General features: G+C 64.4%; 16 protein-coding genes. 12 read left to right on the top strand and 4 right to left on the bottom strand.

Annotated elements, in window-relative coordinates; genetic code table 11:
- Positions 1 to 7: 7 nt before the first annotated feature.
- The 12 genes from ACFQ2S_RS05085 (at position 8) to ACFQ2S_RS05030 (ending at position 10,310) form a co-directional block, all read left to right on the top strand.
- Positions 8 to 301, top strand: coding sequence for a DUF1330 domain-containing protein (locus tag ACFQ2S_RS05085; protein ID WP_089230967.1), 294 nt, complete (start codon positions 8 to 10; stop codon positions 299 to 301).
- 54 nt (positions 302 to 355) lie between these two features.
- Entirely contained in the window at positions 356 to 817 is a 462-nt protein-coding gene (locus ACFQ2S_RS05080; protein ID WP_089230965.1) for a tellurite resistance TerB family protein, read from the top strand.
- A 54-nt stretch (positions 818 to 871) separates the two neighbouring features.
- Complete coding sequence (locus tag ACFQ2S_RS05075) at positions 872 to 1,312, top strand: tellurite resistance TerB family protein (protein ID WP_089230964.1); 441 nt, start codon at positions 872 to 874, stop codon at positions 1,310 to 1,312.
- A 1-nt stretch (position 1,313) separates the two neighbouring features.
- On the top strand, positions 1,314 to 2,072 hold the full coding sequence (locus tag ACFQ2S_RS05070) for a phosphate/phosphite/phosphonate ABC transporter substrate-binding protein (RefSeq protein ID WP_386073246.1): 759 nt from the start codon (positions 1,314 to 1,316) through the stop codon (positions 2,070 to 2,072).
- A gap of 99 nt (positions 2,073 to 2,171) precedes the next feature.
- Positions 2,172 to 2,951 carry an ABC transporter ATP-binding protein gene (locus ACFQ2S_RS05065; protein WP_386073245.1) on the top strand — a complete coding sequence of 260 codons (780 nt, stop codon included), beginning with the start codon at positions 2,172 to 2,174 and terminating at the stop codon, positions 2,949 to 2,951.
- 48 nt (positions 2,952 to 2,999) lie between these two features.
- Positions 3,000 to 3,716: a transporter substrate-binding domain-containing protein gene (locus ACFQ2S_RS05060; protein WP_386073244.1), complete on the top strand. Its 717-nt coding sequence runs from the start codon at positions 3,000 to 3,002 to the stop codon at positions 3,714 to 3,716.
- An 89-nt stretch (positions 3,717 to 3,805) separates the two neighbouring features.
- Positions 3,806 to 4,684 carry an ABC transporter permease gene (locus ACFQ2S_RS05055; protein WP_386073632.1) on the top strand — a complete coding sequence of 293 codons (879 nt, stop codon included), beginning with the start codon at positions 3,806 to 3,808 and terminating at the stop codon, positions 4,682 to 4,684.
- On the top strand, positions 4,681 to 5,520 hold the full coding sequence (locus ACFQ2S_RS05050) for an ABC transporter permease (protein WP_386073243.1): 840 nt from the start codon (positions 4,681 to 4,683) through the stop codon (positions 5,518 to 5,520). Before ACFQ2S_RS05055 ends, ACFQ2S_RS05050 begins: the two co-directional genes overlap by 4 nt.
- Before the next feature lie 51 nt (positions 5,521 to 5,571).
- Positions 5,572 to 6,906: a glutamine synthetase family protein gene (locus ACFQ2S_RS05045; protein ID WP_386073631.1), complete on the top strand. Its 1,335-nt coding sequence runs from the start codon at positions 5,572 to 5,574 to the stop codon at positions 6,904 to 6,906.
- A 49-nt stretch (positions 6,907 to 6,955) separates the two neighbouring features.
- On the top strand, positions 6,956 to 7,636 hold the full coding sequence (locus ACFQ2S_RS05040) for a type 1 glutamine amidotransferase (RefSeq protein WP_386073241.1): 681 nt from the start codon (positions 6,956 to 6,958) through the stop codon (positions 7,634 to 7,636).
- A 3-nt stretch (positions 7,637 to 7,639) separates the two neighbouring features.
- Positions 7,640 to 8,998: a glutamine synthetase family protein gene (locus ACFQ2S_RS05035; protein ID WP_386073239.1), complete on the top strand. Its 1,359-nt coding sequence runs from the start codon at positions 7,640 to 7,642 to the stop codon at positions 8,996 to 8,998.
- A 109-nt stretch (positions 8,999 to 9,107) separates the two neighbouring features.
- The gene (locus tag ACFQ2S_RS05030) at positions 9,108 to 10,310 is read left to right on the top strand and encodes a DegT/DnrJ/EryC1/StrS family aminotransferase (protein WP_386073237.1); all 1,203 of its coding nucleotides are present in this window, start codon (positions 9,108 to 9,110) and stop codon (positions 10,308 to 10,310) included.
- A 9-nt stretch (positions 10,311 to 10,319) separates the two neighbouring features.
- Here ACFQ2S_RS05030 and ACFQ2S_RS05025 read toward each other — a convergent pair whose 3' ends face one another.
- The 4 genes from ACFQ2S_RS05025 to phaC all read right to left on the bottom strand — a co-directional run bounded on the left by ACFQ2S_RS05025 (position 10,320) and on the right by phaC (position 14,441).
- Complete coding sequence (locus ACFQ2S_RS05025) at positions 10,320 to 11,297, bottom strand: LysR family transcriptional regulator (protein WP_386073235.1); 978 nt, start codon at positions 11,295 to 11,297, stop codon at positions 10,320 to 10,322.
- A 75-nt stretch (positions 11,298 to 11,372) separates the two neighbouring features.
- On the bottom strand, positions 11,373 to 11,924 hold the full coding sequence (gene phaR, locus ACFQ2S_RS05020) for a polyhydroxyalkanoate synthesis repressor PhaR (protein WP_386073233.1): 552 nt from the start codon (positions 11,922 to 11,924) through the stop codon (positions 11,373 to 11,375).
- A 143-nt stretch (positions 11,925 to 12,067) separates the two neighbouring features.
- The gene (locus ACFQ2S_RS05015) at positions 12,068 to 12,517 is read right to left on the bottom strand and encodes a Phasin (protein WP_386073231.1); all 450 of its coding nucleotides are present in this window, start codon (positions 12,515 to 12,517) and stop codon (positions 12,068 to 12,070) included.
- A gap of 130 nt (positions 12,518 to 12,647) precedes the next feature.
- Positions 12,648 to 14,441, bottom strand: coding sequence for a class I poly(R)-hydroxyalkanoic acid synthase (gene phaC / locus ACFQ2S_RS05010; RefSeq protein ID WP_386073229.1), 1,794 nt, complete (start codon positions 14,439 to 14,441; stop codon positions 12,648 to 12,650).
- Positions 14,442 to 14,511: the final 70 nt, after the last annotated feature.

Here is a 14,511-nt window from a genome sequence, read left to right as displayed (position 1 = left end):
ACTGACGATGCTCAAGGGATATTGGGTGGCCCATGTAGACGTGAAGGACCAGCAGGCCTTCGAGGAATACAAGCAGGCCGCCGCCAAGCCTTTCGCGCGATACGGCGCCCGGTTCCTTGTCCGGGCCGGGCAGTATGACGTGCGCGAGGGCGAGTTGCGCCCGCGAACAGTGGTCATCGAGTTCCCGACCTTTGCCGACGCGATGGCCTGCTACGACGATCCCGACCACCTTGCGGCCAAGGCGATCCGCGACCCGATCGCGGATGGCGACCTTGTGATCGTCGAGGGCTATGACGGCTGACGCCACCGCACCCCGACGCTTGATGCAGGCGCTGCAACGCGGCATATCTGGATCATGTTCACCGATCTGCTGAATCGCCTGTTCTCTCCTTCCCCGGCCCCTCTGCCGGAACTCGACGGCCGCCATGCTATGGCCGGCCTTCTGGTGCGCACCGCCAAGAGCGACGGGCGCTATGCCGTGGAGGAGATCCGCCGGATCGACAGGATCCTGGCTGCGACCTACGACCTCAACCCCGTGCAGGCCGCCCGGTTGCGGGCGGAAAGCGAGAAGCTTGAGCACCTGGCGCCGGAAGACGGTCGGTTCGCCGCCGCGGTACGCGAGCGGCTGGACGACGAACACCGGGAGGCCGTGCTGATCGCGATGTGGCGTGTCGCGCTGTCCGATGGCGAGGAAAAGGAGGTCGAGGGCGCCTATCTTGCCCGCGCCGCGGAGCGCCTCGGCCTCGATGCGGACGCCGCGAGCCGTGCCCATGCCGCGGCGCTCGCCGCCGACCCGCTGGACCCGCCCCCGGCCTGACCTGCCTCGCACTCCGCCATTGGCCCTGCTCGGCAAAGCTCCTATATCGATCTCATGTTCGCTGACCTGATCCGAATATTGACCGATTCCACGCCGACCACGCTTCCGGACCCGGACGCGCGGCTGGCGCTCACCGCGCTGCTCGTTCGGGTCGCCCGCTCGGACGGCGACTATGCCGAGGCGGAGATCGACCGGATCGACCGGATCGTGGCCCGACGCTATGGCCTGTCCCCGTTCGAGGCGACCAGCCTGCGCAGCCAGGCGGAGGAGCTTGAGCGGCAGGCGCCCGACACCGTGCGCTTCACCCGCGCCATCAAGGAGGCCGTCCCTTACGAGGACCGCAGCGGCGTCGTCGAGGCGCTCTGGGCGGTGGTTCTGGCGGACGGCGTGCGGGATGACGAGGAAGATGCCCTGATCCGTCTGGTCGCCAACCTGCTTGGCGTCAACGACCGGGACAGCGCACTCGCCCGCCAGCGGGTGGAAACGCCCCGCTGACATGATCGCCACCCTGCCGATGTACGACCACCCCGGGGTCCGGGAGGCGACGGATGCGCTCTGGGCCGCGATCCGGGAGCGGCTGCGCGCCGAGGGCATCGCGGCGCCGGAAGAACTCTCCCGCAGCGACGACCTCTTCGCGCTCTGGCGCAGCCCGAACCTGCTGCTTGGCCAGATCTGCGGCCTGCCTGTTCGGACCGAGTTCCACGCCAGCGTCACCCTGCTCGGGGCGATCGATTACGGCCTCGAAGATACGCCTCCCGGCCACTATCATTCGCTCTTTGTGGTCCGTGACAGCGATCCGCGCTCGGAGTTGTCGGAGTTCGAGGGCGCGAGCATCGTCTACAACGAGGCAGTCTCACATTCCGGCTGGGCTGTCGCCGCCTTTGCGCCGGTGCGGTTCCAGATCTGCCGGGAGACCGGCAGCCACCGCGACAGTGTGCGCGCGCTCGGCGACGGCGAGGCCGAGATCGCCGCCATCGACGCCATCAGCTGGCGGCTGCTCCAGGCCCATACCGACCTGGCCAGCGGCCTGAAGATCGTCGGGCGCAGCCCGGCTACACCCGGTCAGGCGCTCGTCACGGCGCAGTCCGAGCTTGCCTGCGCCCTGCGCAGGGCCATCGCGGGGGGAATCGCGGACCTGGCCGAACAGCATCGCACGGCTCTCGGGGCGCGCGGCTTCGTCGAGATCCCGCTGAGCGATTACATGGCCGTCCCGATTCCGCCCGATCCTGAAGCATATGCCCTTGAATATGCATGATCGCGCCTGATCACGCAGGGTCACACTGCCTTTCCGCGTTGCAATCGCCCGTTATTTGCGCCCTACTCTGCGACTGAAATAACCAAGAGCCGCCCACCAGTGACCGCAAGCCCACCGCCCGTTATCGAGATTCACGACCTTCACAAGACCTATGGGGCGCTGGAAGTGCTCAAGGGCGTGGACATGGTGGCCCGCAAGGGCGAGGTGGTTTCGCTGATCGGCTCCTCGGGCTCCGGCAAGTCGACCCTCCTGCGCTGCGCCAACCTTCTGGAAGACAGCCACCAGGGTGAAATCCGTTTCGAGGGCGAACCCGTGAAATGGAGCGGGACCGGCATGAATCGCCGCCCCGGCGACCACAAGCAGCTGATCCGCATCCGCACCAACCTGTCGATGGTGTTCCAGCAGTTCAACCTGTGGGCACACATGACGATCCTCGAGAACGTGATGGAAGCGCCGGTCACCGTCCTCAAGCGCGACAAGGCCCAGGTCGAGGCGCTCGGCCGCGAACTGCTGGCCAAGGTCGGCATCGGCGACAAGTGCGACGTCTACCCCGCGCAGCTCTCGGGCGGCCAGCAGCAGCGCGCGGCGATCGCGCGGGCGCTGGCGATGGAGCCCAAGGCGCTGCTGTTCGACGAACCCACCTCCGCGCTCGACCCCGAGCTCGAGCAGGAGGTGGTCAAGGTCATCAAGCAGCTCGCCCAGGAAGGGCGCACCATGCTGCTGGTCACTCACGACATGCGGCTTGCCGCGGACGTGTCCGACCACGTGGTCTTTCTCCACAAGGGAAAGATCGAGGAGGAAGGCCCGCCGGAGACCTTGTTCCGCAGCCCCAAGACGGATCGCTTAATGCAGTTCCTGTCGCACAGCATCGAGCTCTGATCCGGACACCAGACCAACAACAGATCATCAACCGGGAGACCAAGACCAATGAAGAAAGTGATCCTTTCCACCGCGGTGCTGGCACTGTCCGCCAGCTTCGCCATGGCTCAGGACGTTGTGCGTATGGGTACCGAGGGCGCTTACCCTCCGTGGAACTTCATCAACGATTCCGGCGCAGTGGACGGCTTCGAGCGCGAGTTGGGCGACGAGCTGTGCAAGCGCGCCGAGCTGACCTGCGAGTGGGTCACCAATGACTGGGATTCGATCATCCCGAACCTGACCTCGGGCAACTACGACACGATCATCGCCGGCATGTCGATCACCGACGAGCGCGATGCGGTCATCGACTTCACCCAGCCCTACACGCCGCCGGACCCGTCGCTCTATGTCGGAATGCACGAAAGCATCGACCTGACGAGCGCCGTCGTGGCCGCCCAGACGGGCACCATCCAGGCCGCGCATGTCGCCGAGAGCGGCGCCACGCTGGTCGAGTTCGCCACGCCGGACGAGACCGTCGCCGCGGTGCGTAACGGCGAGGCCGACGCGGTGCTGGCCGACGCCTCCTTCCTCCAGCCGATCGCCGATGCCGAAGCCGAGATGATGATCATCGGCGACCCGGTTCCGCTTGGCGGCGGTGTGGGCATGGGCCTGCGCGAATCCGATGGCGAGCTGAAGGCCAAGTTCGACGCGGCCATCCAGTCCATGAAGGACGACGGCACCCTGAACGAGCTGATTGCCAAGTGGGAAGTCAGCTCCCAGTGGTAATGCCGCTTGCCGGGGCGGGTCTGCTCCCTGCCCCGGCACTTTCGTCCAACAAGGCGGGCCGTACCGGCCCGACCCGGAGGTAGAGCGCCATCTTCTCTTTTTGCTCCGATCCATCCACGCTCGAAGGCATCGCCTGGCTGTCCTGCTATCTGACCAGCGGGAAGCACATGCTGTTCTACCAGTCCTTCGGGACGGTGCTGCTGCTGCTGGCGATCACCGCGCCGGTCTCGCTGGCCTTCGGCTTTGGCGGCGCCATGGCCTCGCGCTCGCATTTCCTGCCGCTTTCCTGGTTCGGCAAGCTCTACACCTCGATCGTGCGGGGCGTGCCCGACATCGTCTTCTTCCTGTTCTTCGTGATCGCGCTCGACCAGGGCATCGAGTGGCTGCGCCATCAGGCGCTCTGCCCCGACTGGACCGATCCGATCCGCCAGGGCAACGACTTCCTTGTCTGCCCCGAGGCCAAGATGCCGCTCTCGACCGCGCCGCAATGGGTGCACGAGACCTACAACTTCTCCATCGCGGTCTTCACCTTCGCCATCGTCTTCGGCGCCTTTGCCGCCAACGTGCTATATGGCGCGATGAATGCCGTGCCCAAGGCGCAGCTGGAGACCGCCCATGCCTACGGCATGTCGAACCGGCAGACCTTCTGGCGCATCCTGGTGCCGCAGATGTGGATCTATGCCCTGCCCGGGCTCGGCAACCTGTGGATGATCCTGATCAAGGCGACGCCGCTGCTGTTTCTGCTAGGGGTGCGCGACATCGTCTACTGGGCGCGCGAACTCGGCGGCTCCAAGACCGCAATCTACGACTACCCGCACCCTGACTGGCGGCTCTACTATTTCCTGTTCCTGCTGGTCTTCTACCTGGCCTTCACCCGGGTCTCCGAGATCGTCATCGAGCGGCTGACCCGCCGCCTCTCTCACGGTCAGGCCACTGCGGCCGGCGAAGCCATGAGGCGCGAGGCATGACCTGCTGGGAGACCTTCCAGGCCTACGGGCTGCGCTCGCTGGGCTACGGCGAACGGCTACTGCCAAAGGCCGACATCACGCTCTGCGACCAGGTGGTGCTGATCGGCTCGGGTCTGATCTGGAACATCTACTTCGCCGCGATCGCGCTGATCCTCGGCTTCTTCCTCGCCACGGGGCTGGCCGTGGCCAAGAACACGCCGAACCGCTGGATCCGCAAGCCGGCCGAGTGGTTCATCTTCCTGTTCCGGGGCTCGCCGCTCTTCATCCAGTTCTTCCTGGCTTACGAGGCCTTCGTGCTTCTGCCCAAGATCGGGATCGAGTTCAGCTTTCTCGGGGTGGAGTTCAGCGCCACGACCGGCTGGCTGACCCGCGCCTGGCTCGGCGCGGTGATCGTGCTGTTCCTGAACACGGCCGCCTATTCCGGCGAGATCTTCTATGGCGCGCTGCGCTCGGTGCCCAGGGGCGACCTCGAGGCTGCGGACGCCTATGGCCTGACCGGCTGGCACAGGTTCCGCCGCATCACCTGGCCGACCATGCTGCGGCTTGCCTGGCCCTCCTATACCAACGAGGCGATCTTCCTGTTCCACGCCACCACGTTGGTCTTCTTCTCCGGCTTCCCGGCCTGGAAGCAGATGGGCGATGCGCTCTATTACGCGAGCTATTTCGCGGACAAGACATTCAACCCCTTCATCCCCTACCCGATCGTGGCGGGCTACTTCGTGGTCATGACGCTTGTGATCATCACGGTCTTCGGATTGATCAACAAACGGCTCAACAGGCACCTGCCACAGGCAAAGCGCCGCAAAATAGCCTTGCGCATGAACCTCATCAGGTAGTAGCAATTTGATCATATTTCGGAGACAATCGTGATACGCGATCAATTGCTGATGAAGAACTGGCTGCGGAAGAACCCGCACGTCCAGGCAATCCGGGTGGCTGCGGCCGACCTGAACGGACAACCGCGTGGCAAGCGCGTGCCGGTACGTTTCGCCGACAAGGTGATCGAGGGCGGCACACGCTTTCCGATGTCGGTGCTCAACCTCGACATCTGGGGCGAGGATATCGACGACAGCCCGCTGGTGCTGGCCACCGGCGACCGGGACGGTGTGCTGCTGCCGACCGAGCGCGGCTTCCTGCCGATGCCCTGGCTCGACACCCCCACCGGCCTGCTGCCGATCTGGATGTTCCACGAAAATGGCGAGCCCTATGGCGGTGACCCAAGGCATGCGCTGGCAAATGTGGTCGCGCGCTACAACGACCGCGGCCTGACGCCGGTCGTTGCGGTGGAGCTGGAGTTCTTCCTGATCGACGACAGTGGCCGGCAGCTGCGCGTGCCGCCGTCGCCAAGCACCGGCAAGCGGCGGAAGATGGGCGAGATCCTGTCGCTTCGCGCCCTTGACGTCTTCGACAGCTTCTTCACCGAGCTCTACGACGCTTGCGAGGCGATGGACATTCCAGCCGACACCGCGATCTCCGAAGCCGGCCTCGGCCAGTTCGAGATCAACCTGATGCACCAGGAGGATGCGCTGCGCGCCGCCGACGACGCGTGGCTGTTCAAGATGCTGGTCAAGGGCCTTGCCCGGCGCCACGGCTTCGCCGCGAGCTTCATGGCGAAGCCCTACGACGACTATGCTGGCTCCGGGCTGCACATGCATTTCTCGGTGCTCGACAAGAACGGCAACAACATCTTCGACGACGGCACCGACCAGGGCAGCAACCTTCTGCTGCACGCGATCAATGGCTGCCTCAAGGCCATGCCGGGCTGCACCCTGATCTTTGCGCCGCACGCCAACAGCTATGACCGCATGGTGCCCGGCGCCCATGCGCCCACCGGCATCTGCTGGGCCTACGAGAACCGTACCACCGCGGTACGCGTGCCCAGCGGCGACCACCGCGCGCGGCGCATCGAGCACCGGCTCTCCGGGGGCGACGTGAATCCCTACCTGACGATCGCGGCGGTTCTGGGCGCGGCCATGAACGGTATCGAAGACGGCACGCTGCCGCCCGAACCGATCACCGGCAACGCCTACAACCTCGATCTGCCGAGCATTCCGACCGACTGGAAGGACGCGATCGACACATTCGAGAGTTGCCCCGAAACGGCGCGAATCTTCGCTCCTCAACTGGTCCAGAACTATGTGATGACCAAGCGGCAGGAACTGCACTACATGGAGGCGACCTCCAAGGAAGAGCAGATCGAGCTCTATATCGACACCGTCTGACGCGATCATCGCGGCGGACGCATATCGCTTCAGCAGGACGACGGAAGACATGCGCATCGGCATCCTTCAGGCAGGACATTTCCCCGACGAACTGGTTCCGGAAAGCGGCACCTATTCCGATCTCTACGCCCGCATGCTGGACGGGCACGGCTTCGATTTCATGACCTGGTCCGTGGTCGACGACGTCTTTCCCGACAGCCCGGAGGAGGCCGACGGCTGGCTGATCTCGGGCTCCCGGTATGGCGCATACGAAGACCTGCCGTGGATTCCCAAGCTCGAAGAGTTTGTCCGCGACGTCAAGGACAGCGGCCAGCCGCTCGTCGGCATCTGCTTCGGCCACCAGGTTATCGCCAAAGCCCTTGGCGGCACCGTCGAGAAGTTCGACGGCGGCTGGTCTGTCGGGCAGCAGGTCTACGATTTCGAAGGTGAGGACGTGGTGCTCAACGCCTGGCACCAAGACCAGGTCACCCGTCGCCCGCCCGAGGCCAGGCTCGTCGGCTCCTCCGAGTTCTGCGAGAATGCCGCCCTGCTCTATGGCGATAGCATCTATACCATCCAGCCGCATCCCGAGTTCTCGTCCCGCGAGATCGAGGGGCTGATCCGCACCCGCGGCAAGAACCTGTCGGACGAGATTAAGCAGGGGGCCGCGTCGACACTGACGCAGCCGGACAGCAACGCCGCCTTTGGCCACCGGATCGCGCAATTCTTCCTGAACTCCCGAAAGGAGTGACCGATGGTCCGCAGCCTCCTCGACAAACTGCCCGCAGCCGCCCAGGCCTACCTGGAGAAAGGCAAGATCGACGAGGTTGAATGTGTGATCGCAGATCTTGCCGGCGTGGCGCGCGGCAAGGCGATGCCGGGGCCGAAGTTCGCCGAGCAGACGCATTTCTACATGCCGAACTCGGTCTTTCTGCAAACCATCACCGGCGACTGGACCAACATTCCGGGCATGCCCTACACCGAGCCGGACATGGTGCTGACGCCCGACTTCAGCACTGCGACCGCGGCCCCCTGGACGGCCGACTGGACGCTCCAGGTGATCCACGACATCCACGATCAGGAAGGCAACCCCGTCGGCACCGCCCCGCGCAACGTGCTCAAGCGCGTGGTCGGCCTGTTCGAGGCGCAGGGCCTGACGCCGATCGTGGCGCCGGAGATGGAGTTCTACCTCGTCGCGCCCAACACCGACCCCGCCAAGGAAGTCGAGCCGCCGATGGGCCGCTCTGGCCGAAAGGCGGCCGCCAAGCAGGCCTATTCGATGTCGGCGGTGGACGAATACGGCCCGGTGATCGATGACATCTACGATTTCGCCGAGGCCCAGGGTTTTGAGATCGACGGCATCATGCAGGAGGGCGGCGCCGGTCAGATCGAGCTCAACATGCGCCACGGCGACCCCGTGCGGCTGGCCGACGAGATCTTCTTCTTCAAGCGAATGATCCGCGAGGCGGCGCTGCGGCACAATTGCTATGCCACCTTCATGGCGAAGCCGATCCAGAACGAGCCCGGCAGCGCCATGCACATCCACCACTCGGTGGTCGAGACCAAGGGCGGACGCAACATCTTCACCGACGAGCAGGGGGAGGACTCGGAAGCCTTCCTGCATTTCATCGGCGGGATGCAGCGGCACCTTCCCTCCGTCGTAGCGCTGCTCGCGCCCTACGTGAATTCCTATCGCCGCTACGTTCGCGACTTCGCCGCCCCGATCAACCTCGAATGGGGCCGGGACAACCGCACCACCGGCCTCCGGGTGCCGGTTTCCAGCCCGCATTCACGGCGGGTCGAGAACCGGATCGCCGGCATGGACTGCAACCCCTATCTCGCCATCGCCGGGTCGCTGGCCTGCGGCTGGCTGGGGATGGAGGAGAGACTCCCTCCTGCCCCGGCCTTCGACGGCGACGCCTACGACAGCGACGAGGGCATCCCGCGCACGTTCGGCGAGGCGCTGCCGCTCTTTGCCGAGGCAACAGCTGTCCGCGACGTGCTGGGCGGAGAATTCTGCAAGGTCTACGAGGCGGTCAAGGAAGCCGAGTACACCGAATTCCTGCAGGTCATCAGCCCCTGGGAACGCGAACACCTTCTGCTCAACGTCTGAGCCCGGCGGCGAGATCACGCCGTCGCGTCGGCATGCCCGGATTTTTCTTTCACGCTTCCTGAAAGTATTCTACAGCTTTCGCGAATAAGCAGCGAAAGAAGGCCACCCCATGACCCAGGCGCTCGCCCCCAACGTCTATGACGCGGAACCCATCCCGGAGGCCGCCCGGGCCGAAATCGACCGGCTTCTGCAATCGGGGGACCTGTTTCGCTACACCGCCTCGCAGGATGCGCCCGTCACCCTGCTCGAGCGCGAATTCGCGGAGATGATGGGCAGCACCTATGCACTGGCGGTGTCATCCTGCTCGGCGGCGCTCTTCCTGTCGCTCAAGGCGCTCGATCTGCCGCGCGGCGCCAAGGTGCTGATCCCCGCGTTCACCTTCGCCGCCGTACCCTCTGCGGTGATCCATGCCGATTGCCAGCCGGTGCTCGTGGAAGTGGGCGCGAACTACCGCGTCGACATGGCCGATTTCGAGGCCAAGCTGACCGACGAGATCGGCGCGGTCCTCATCAGCCACATGCGCGGGCACACCTCCGACATGGACGCGATCATGGCGCTGGCCGATGCGCGCGGCGTCCCGGTGATCGAAGATGCGGCCCATTCGCTCGGCACCGTCTGGTCCGGCCGCAAGATCGGCACCATCGGCAAGATCGGCTGCTTCTCTTTCCAATCCTACAAGCTGGTCAATGCGGGCGAAGGCGGAATCATGATCTCGAACGACGCCGACCTGATCGCACGGGCGATCATCATGTCCGGCGCCTACGAGCACAACTGGAAGAAGCACGACGTGCTGGCCGAGGCCGTCGCACGCTGGCAGAACCGCCTGCCCCTTTACAACCTGCGCCTGCAGAACCTCTCCGCCGCGATCATCCGCCCGCAACTTGCCGAGGTTCCGCGGCGCGTGGCGGACGGGCGGGCCAACCACGATTACGTCGCAGCGCGTCTCAATGCTTCGCCCTGGCTCGACGTGCCGCCACCGCTCGCACAGGAGTTGCGGGCCCCGGATTCGATCCAGTTCAACCTCGTCGGCATGTCCGACGCGCAGGTTGCTGGCTTTGTCGAGGCCGCCTACGCCGGCGGCGTGAAGGTGCAGGTCTTCGGCATGAGCACCGACAACGCACGCGCCTTCTGGAACTGGCAGTTCATCGAAGGTGGTGTGCCGGAGCTACCCAGGACGCGGGCGATGTTGATGCGGGCGTGCGACGTGCGGCTGCCGGCTCGACTGACTCGCGCGGAGCTGGATTTCATCGCAGACGCTCTTGTCGCGGCCGCGGACCGGGCAATGGAAGCAGAACTCGCCTACGGCACCTGATGGCCGCGCCTAGAGAACCCGAAGCGCCCCTTCGAGCCACGGGGTCCGCGCGATCGCGGGCTCCACGATCATCTCTTGCAGCAAGGGCTTGAGCCGCTCGCTCAGCCGGCTCGGCATGTCCTGCAGGGCTTCGCTGCGCGCCGACAGCAGGATGCGCCGCTTGAGCGGCTCGATCGGCAGCGGCAGCAACTCGGCCTCGTCGCGGAACCGGCGGGCATGGAGGTATCCGAGCGGCGTCAGGATCGTCCAGCCCGCACCGGAGGCCACCATGGCCATGATCGCGTGGTAGGAGTCGAGCTCGAACCGATGGTCCAGTTCGACCCGGTGCCGCGTCAGGTGAGCCACGATCTGCCGGCCCATCAGGTGACGTTCGGTGTACTGGATCAGCGGCAATGCGCGGAGGCCGGCCAGTACGTCCGGCCCCGGATCGAAACCGCGCGGAACTGCCGCCACGAAGGGCTCCTCCATCAACGGGTGCAGTTCCATCCACTCCGCCCGCGCCCCTTCCAGCTCGGCCGTCACGACGACGTCGAGCGCGTTGCTCTCGAGCTGGTCCAGCAGGCGATGGCTCGGCCCGGTCTCGAGCAGGAACTTGCACTCCGTCAGTTCGTCCGCCATGTCCGACAGGAGCCGGGGCGTCACATCGGCGTCAAAATCCTCGATCATGCCGAGACGCAGGGCCGTCAGGTTACGCAGATCGCCCGACAACAGTTCCGCACGGGCCTGCATCGCCTCGTTCCAGATCCGCTGGGCCCGCCTGCGAAAGATGGCTCCGGCCGCGGTCAGCCGTGCCGGCCTGCGAGCGCGGTCGATGAGCTGACGGCCGAGTGCGGTTTCGAGGTTGCTGAGCTGCTGGCTGACGCCGGAGGGGCTGGCGCCCAGCCTGCGGGCCGCGGCCGACACGGATCCATCCTCGGCCACCGCCAGAAAGACCTCAATCCCCCATAGGGTTACCCGGCCGGTCGCGTCGGTCATCCGTCCGGTCATCCGCGATCTTTCCGTGGCAAGGCGATCCCTCGGGTCGTCGCGGGGCGGCGGCGGGGCCGGCCCGACTGCAACCGTTTACTTGTTGATCCGTGCCAGCTTTGCCTGCAGATCGGCAAGCTGGCTCTTGATCTCGTCGAGATCCTCGCCACTGCCTTCGCGCCCTTCCGCCTCGGAAGCACGCGGCGGCCAGTTGCCGATGCCGCCCGTCATCGCCTTCATGAAGGCCGTCTGCTGCGCCTTCATGGCCTCGAACCCGGGCATGGTGGACATCGGGTTCATCTTTTCCATGTTCTCCATCATCTTCGACTGCCCGTCGCGGAGCATCTCGAAGGACATGGCCAGGAACTGAGGTACGACCGATGTGGCGGAGGTCGAATAGCTACGCACGAGATCGGTCAGAACATTGATCGGCAGGACGCTTTCGCCCTTGCTCTCGTGCTCGGCAATGATCTGCAGCAGATACTGGCGGGTCAGGTCGTCACCGGATTTCAGATCAACGATCTGAACCTCGCGCCCCTCCCGGATAAAGCCGGCAATATCCTCAAGCGTCACATAGTCGCTTGTCTCGGTATTGTAGAGCCGACGGCTCGCATAGCGCTTGATCAGAAGCGGTGAATCTCCGGCCACGCAGAACCCTCCCTTTTGCGGTGCAGCATAGCGTAGACCACAGTGAAACAAAAAGAAAGAGCGGGCTTGCCAGTGGCAAGCCCGCCCGCAGCCCCATGCCACTCAGGGAGGAGGACAATGGCACGGAAGCTTAACGACCGCGATTACTTGGCGGCGGTCGTGGCCTTCTTCGCAGCGGTGGTCACATCTGCGGTGGCCTTCTTCACGGCGGCGGTGGCATCTTCAGAGATGTCCTTGCCCGCAGCCAGCATCAGCTCGACGGTTTCCATCTGCACTTTCTTGGCAACCTCGGCGAAGGCAGCCATGGTCTCGGCAACCATCTCGGCCTGGGCGGAGGCGTAGTCGGTCATGGCCTTCTGGTAGTCAGCCGGCTCGTCCTTGAGCTTGGTGACTTCGGTCAGCTTGGCCAGGGTGTCCTTGGTCCACTTCGAGGAAATCTCGGTCGACTTCTCGGCGGCTTCGATGGCGACTTTGGAAAGCTTCTCGCCCAGAGCGGCCTGGGTCTTGAAGGCGTCTTGCATGGCAGTGGCGTCGACCGGGAAGGCGGCCATCATGTCTTGCATCATCTTGGTGATTTCGTCGGTCTTGGTCATGGTCTTGCTCCTGATTGGTGCGACCGGACCCGCCGGACGCCCTGAATTTCCATGACCGAGATATACATGCTGCAGCGCAGCATTTCAAGGTTTTTGCTGCACTGCAGAAAAATGAGGCATTCAGAATACCTTAGAGGCTCTTTTCTGCCTTTACGTAAGCTCCGGGCGCATCGGCGAGCGGCGGATGCTTCGAATCTCCTGGCTCGCGCGCCTGAATCCGGGCCCCCGAACGCCGCTTCAACCAGGCTTCCCACCGCGGCCACCAGGAGCCCTCGGTGTATTCCGCCCCGTCCAGCCAGGCCTCCGGCTCCAGCGACAGGTCCTCATTGGTGTAGTGGCCATACTTCATCTTCGAGGGCGGATTCACGATCCCGGCGATATGGCCGGATTCCGAGAGAATGAACGTCTTCTTGCGCGAGCCCATCTTGCGCACCCCGCGATAGGAGGACCTCCAGGCGGCGATATGATCCGTTTCGCAGGCGATCGCGCAGAGCGGCACGTCCACATCGGCGATCGAGACCGTCTCGCCGCAAATCTCGAATCCTGCGCCGCCCGCAAACTCGTCGCGTTGGCAGAGCCCGCGCAGGTATTCCACCGCCATCCGGGCCGGCAGGTTGGTGCCATCGCCGTTCCAGTAGAGCAGGTCGAAGGCGGGCGGCGCCTCGCCCATCATGTAGCTGCGGATCGCCGGGGCGTAGATCAGGTCGTTGCTGCGCAGGAAGGAGAAGGTGCGCGACATGAAGAAGCTGTCGAGCATGCCATTGCGGTTCACCTCCTCCTCGATGCCATCGACGAAATCGTCTTCGAGGAACACGCCCACCTCGCCCTGATCGGAGAAATCGGTCAGCGTGGTGAAGAAGGTGGCCGAGCGGATCGACTTGTCGCCGCGCTTCTTCATCAGCGCCAGGGTGAGGCTGAGGGTGGTGCCTGCGATGCAATAGCCGATCGCGTTTATCTTCGGCTCGCCGGTGATCTGCTTCACCTGCTCGATGGCCGTCAGGTAGCCCTCTTCGACATAGTCATCCATTCCCACATCTGCGTAGGAGGGATCGGGATTGACCCACGAGACAACGAAGAGCGTGTAGCCCTGATCGACGATCCACTTGATGAGCGAGTTCTTCTCCTTCAGGTCGAGGATGTAGAACTTGTTGATCCAGGGCGGGAAGATCAGCAGCGGCGTGCGGGCCACTATCTCGGTGGTGGGCGCATACTGGATCAGCTCGAACAGCCGGTTTCGAAAGACGACCTTGCCTGGCGTGGTTGCGAGGTTCTCGCCAACGCGGAAGGCGTCCTTGTCGGCCAACGTGACCACGAGGTCGCCGCCGTTGGCTTCGAGGTCACGCACCAGATTCTCCAGCCCGTCCACCAGCGACTGGCCCTCTGTGTCTACCGCTCGCTGAAGCGCCTCGGGGTTGGTGGCGAGGTAATTGGCGGGGCTCATCATGTCGACGATCTGGCGGGTGAAGTACTCCAGCCGCTTCTTGTCGCGGGGATCGAGGTGATCGAGATCGGCCACCGCGCTGTTGATGGCCTCGCTGGTCAGCAGGTACTGCTGCTTGATGTAGTTGAAATAGGGATGGGTCTGCCAGAGCTCCCCGGCGAAGCGGCGATCCTTGGGCGTGGCGTCCTCCGGCGCGCGGAGTTGGCCGGATGTCAGAACATGCTGGGCATCGATATAGTGCTTCAGCGTCTTGCCCCAGTAGTTCACCTGGTGCTCGAAGACCTTCGACGGGTTGCGCATGAACTCGGTCATGTAGGCGGAAGCGGCTTTCATGTAGAGTTCGTGGCTCGGCCCCTGGAGCGACGGATCGATCTGCCGCTGCCTGGAAAGGGCCGCGACGAGGCGTTGCGAAAGTGCCTCGATCTTTGCGAGATTCGAGTTCAGCACGTCCTGGTTCGCGTCGTTCTCATGATCTGTTGTCATGTGAGGCCCTTTTCCAGTAGTTTCGCTGCGGTGCATATAATTACTGCAAGAGGCCGGCAAAGCGACTATT

The sequence above is a fragment of the Tropicimonas aquimaris genome (assembly GCF_042676185.1).
Taxonomy (GTDB): domain Bacteria; phylum Pseudomonadota; class Alphaproteobacteria; order Rhodobacterales; family Rhodobacteraceae; genus Tropicimonas; species Tropicimonas aquimaris.
The sequence above is the reverse complement of the archived record's forward strand: the minus strand, read 5'-3'. Positions and strand labels throughout refer to the sequence as shown.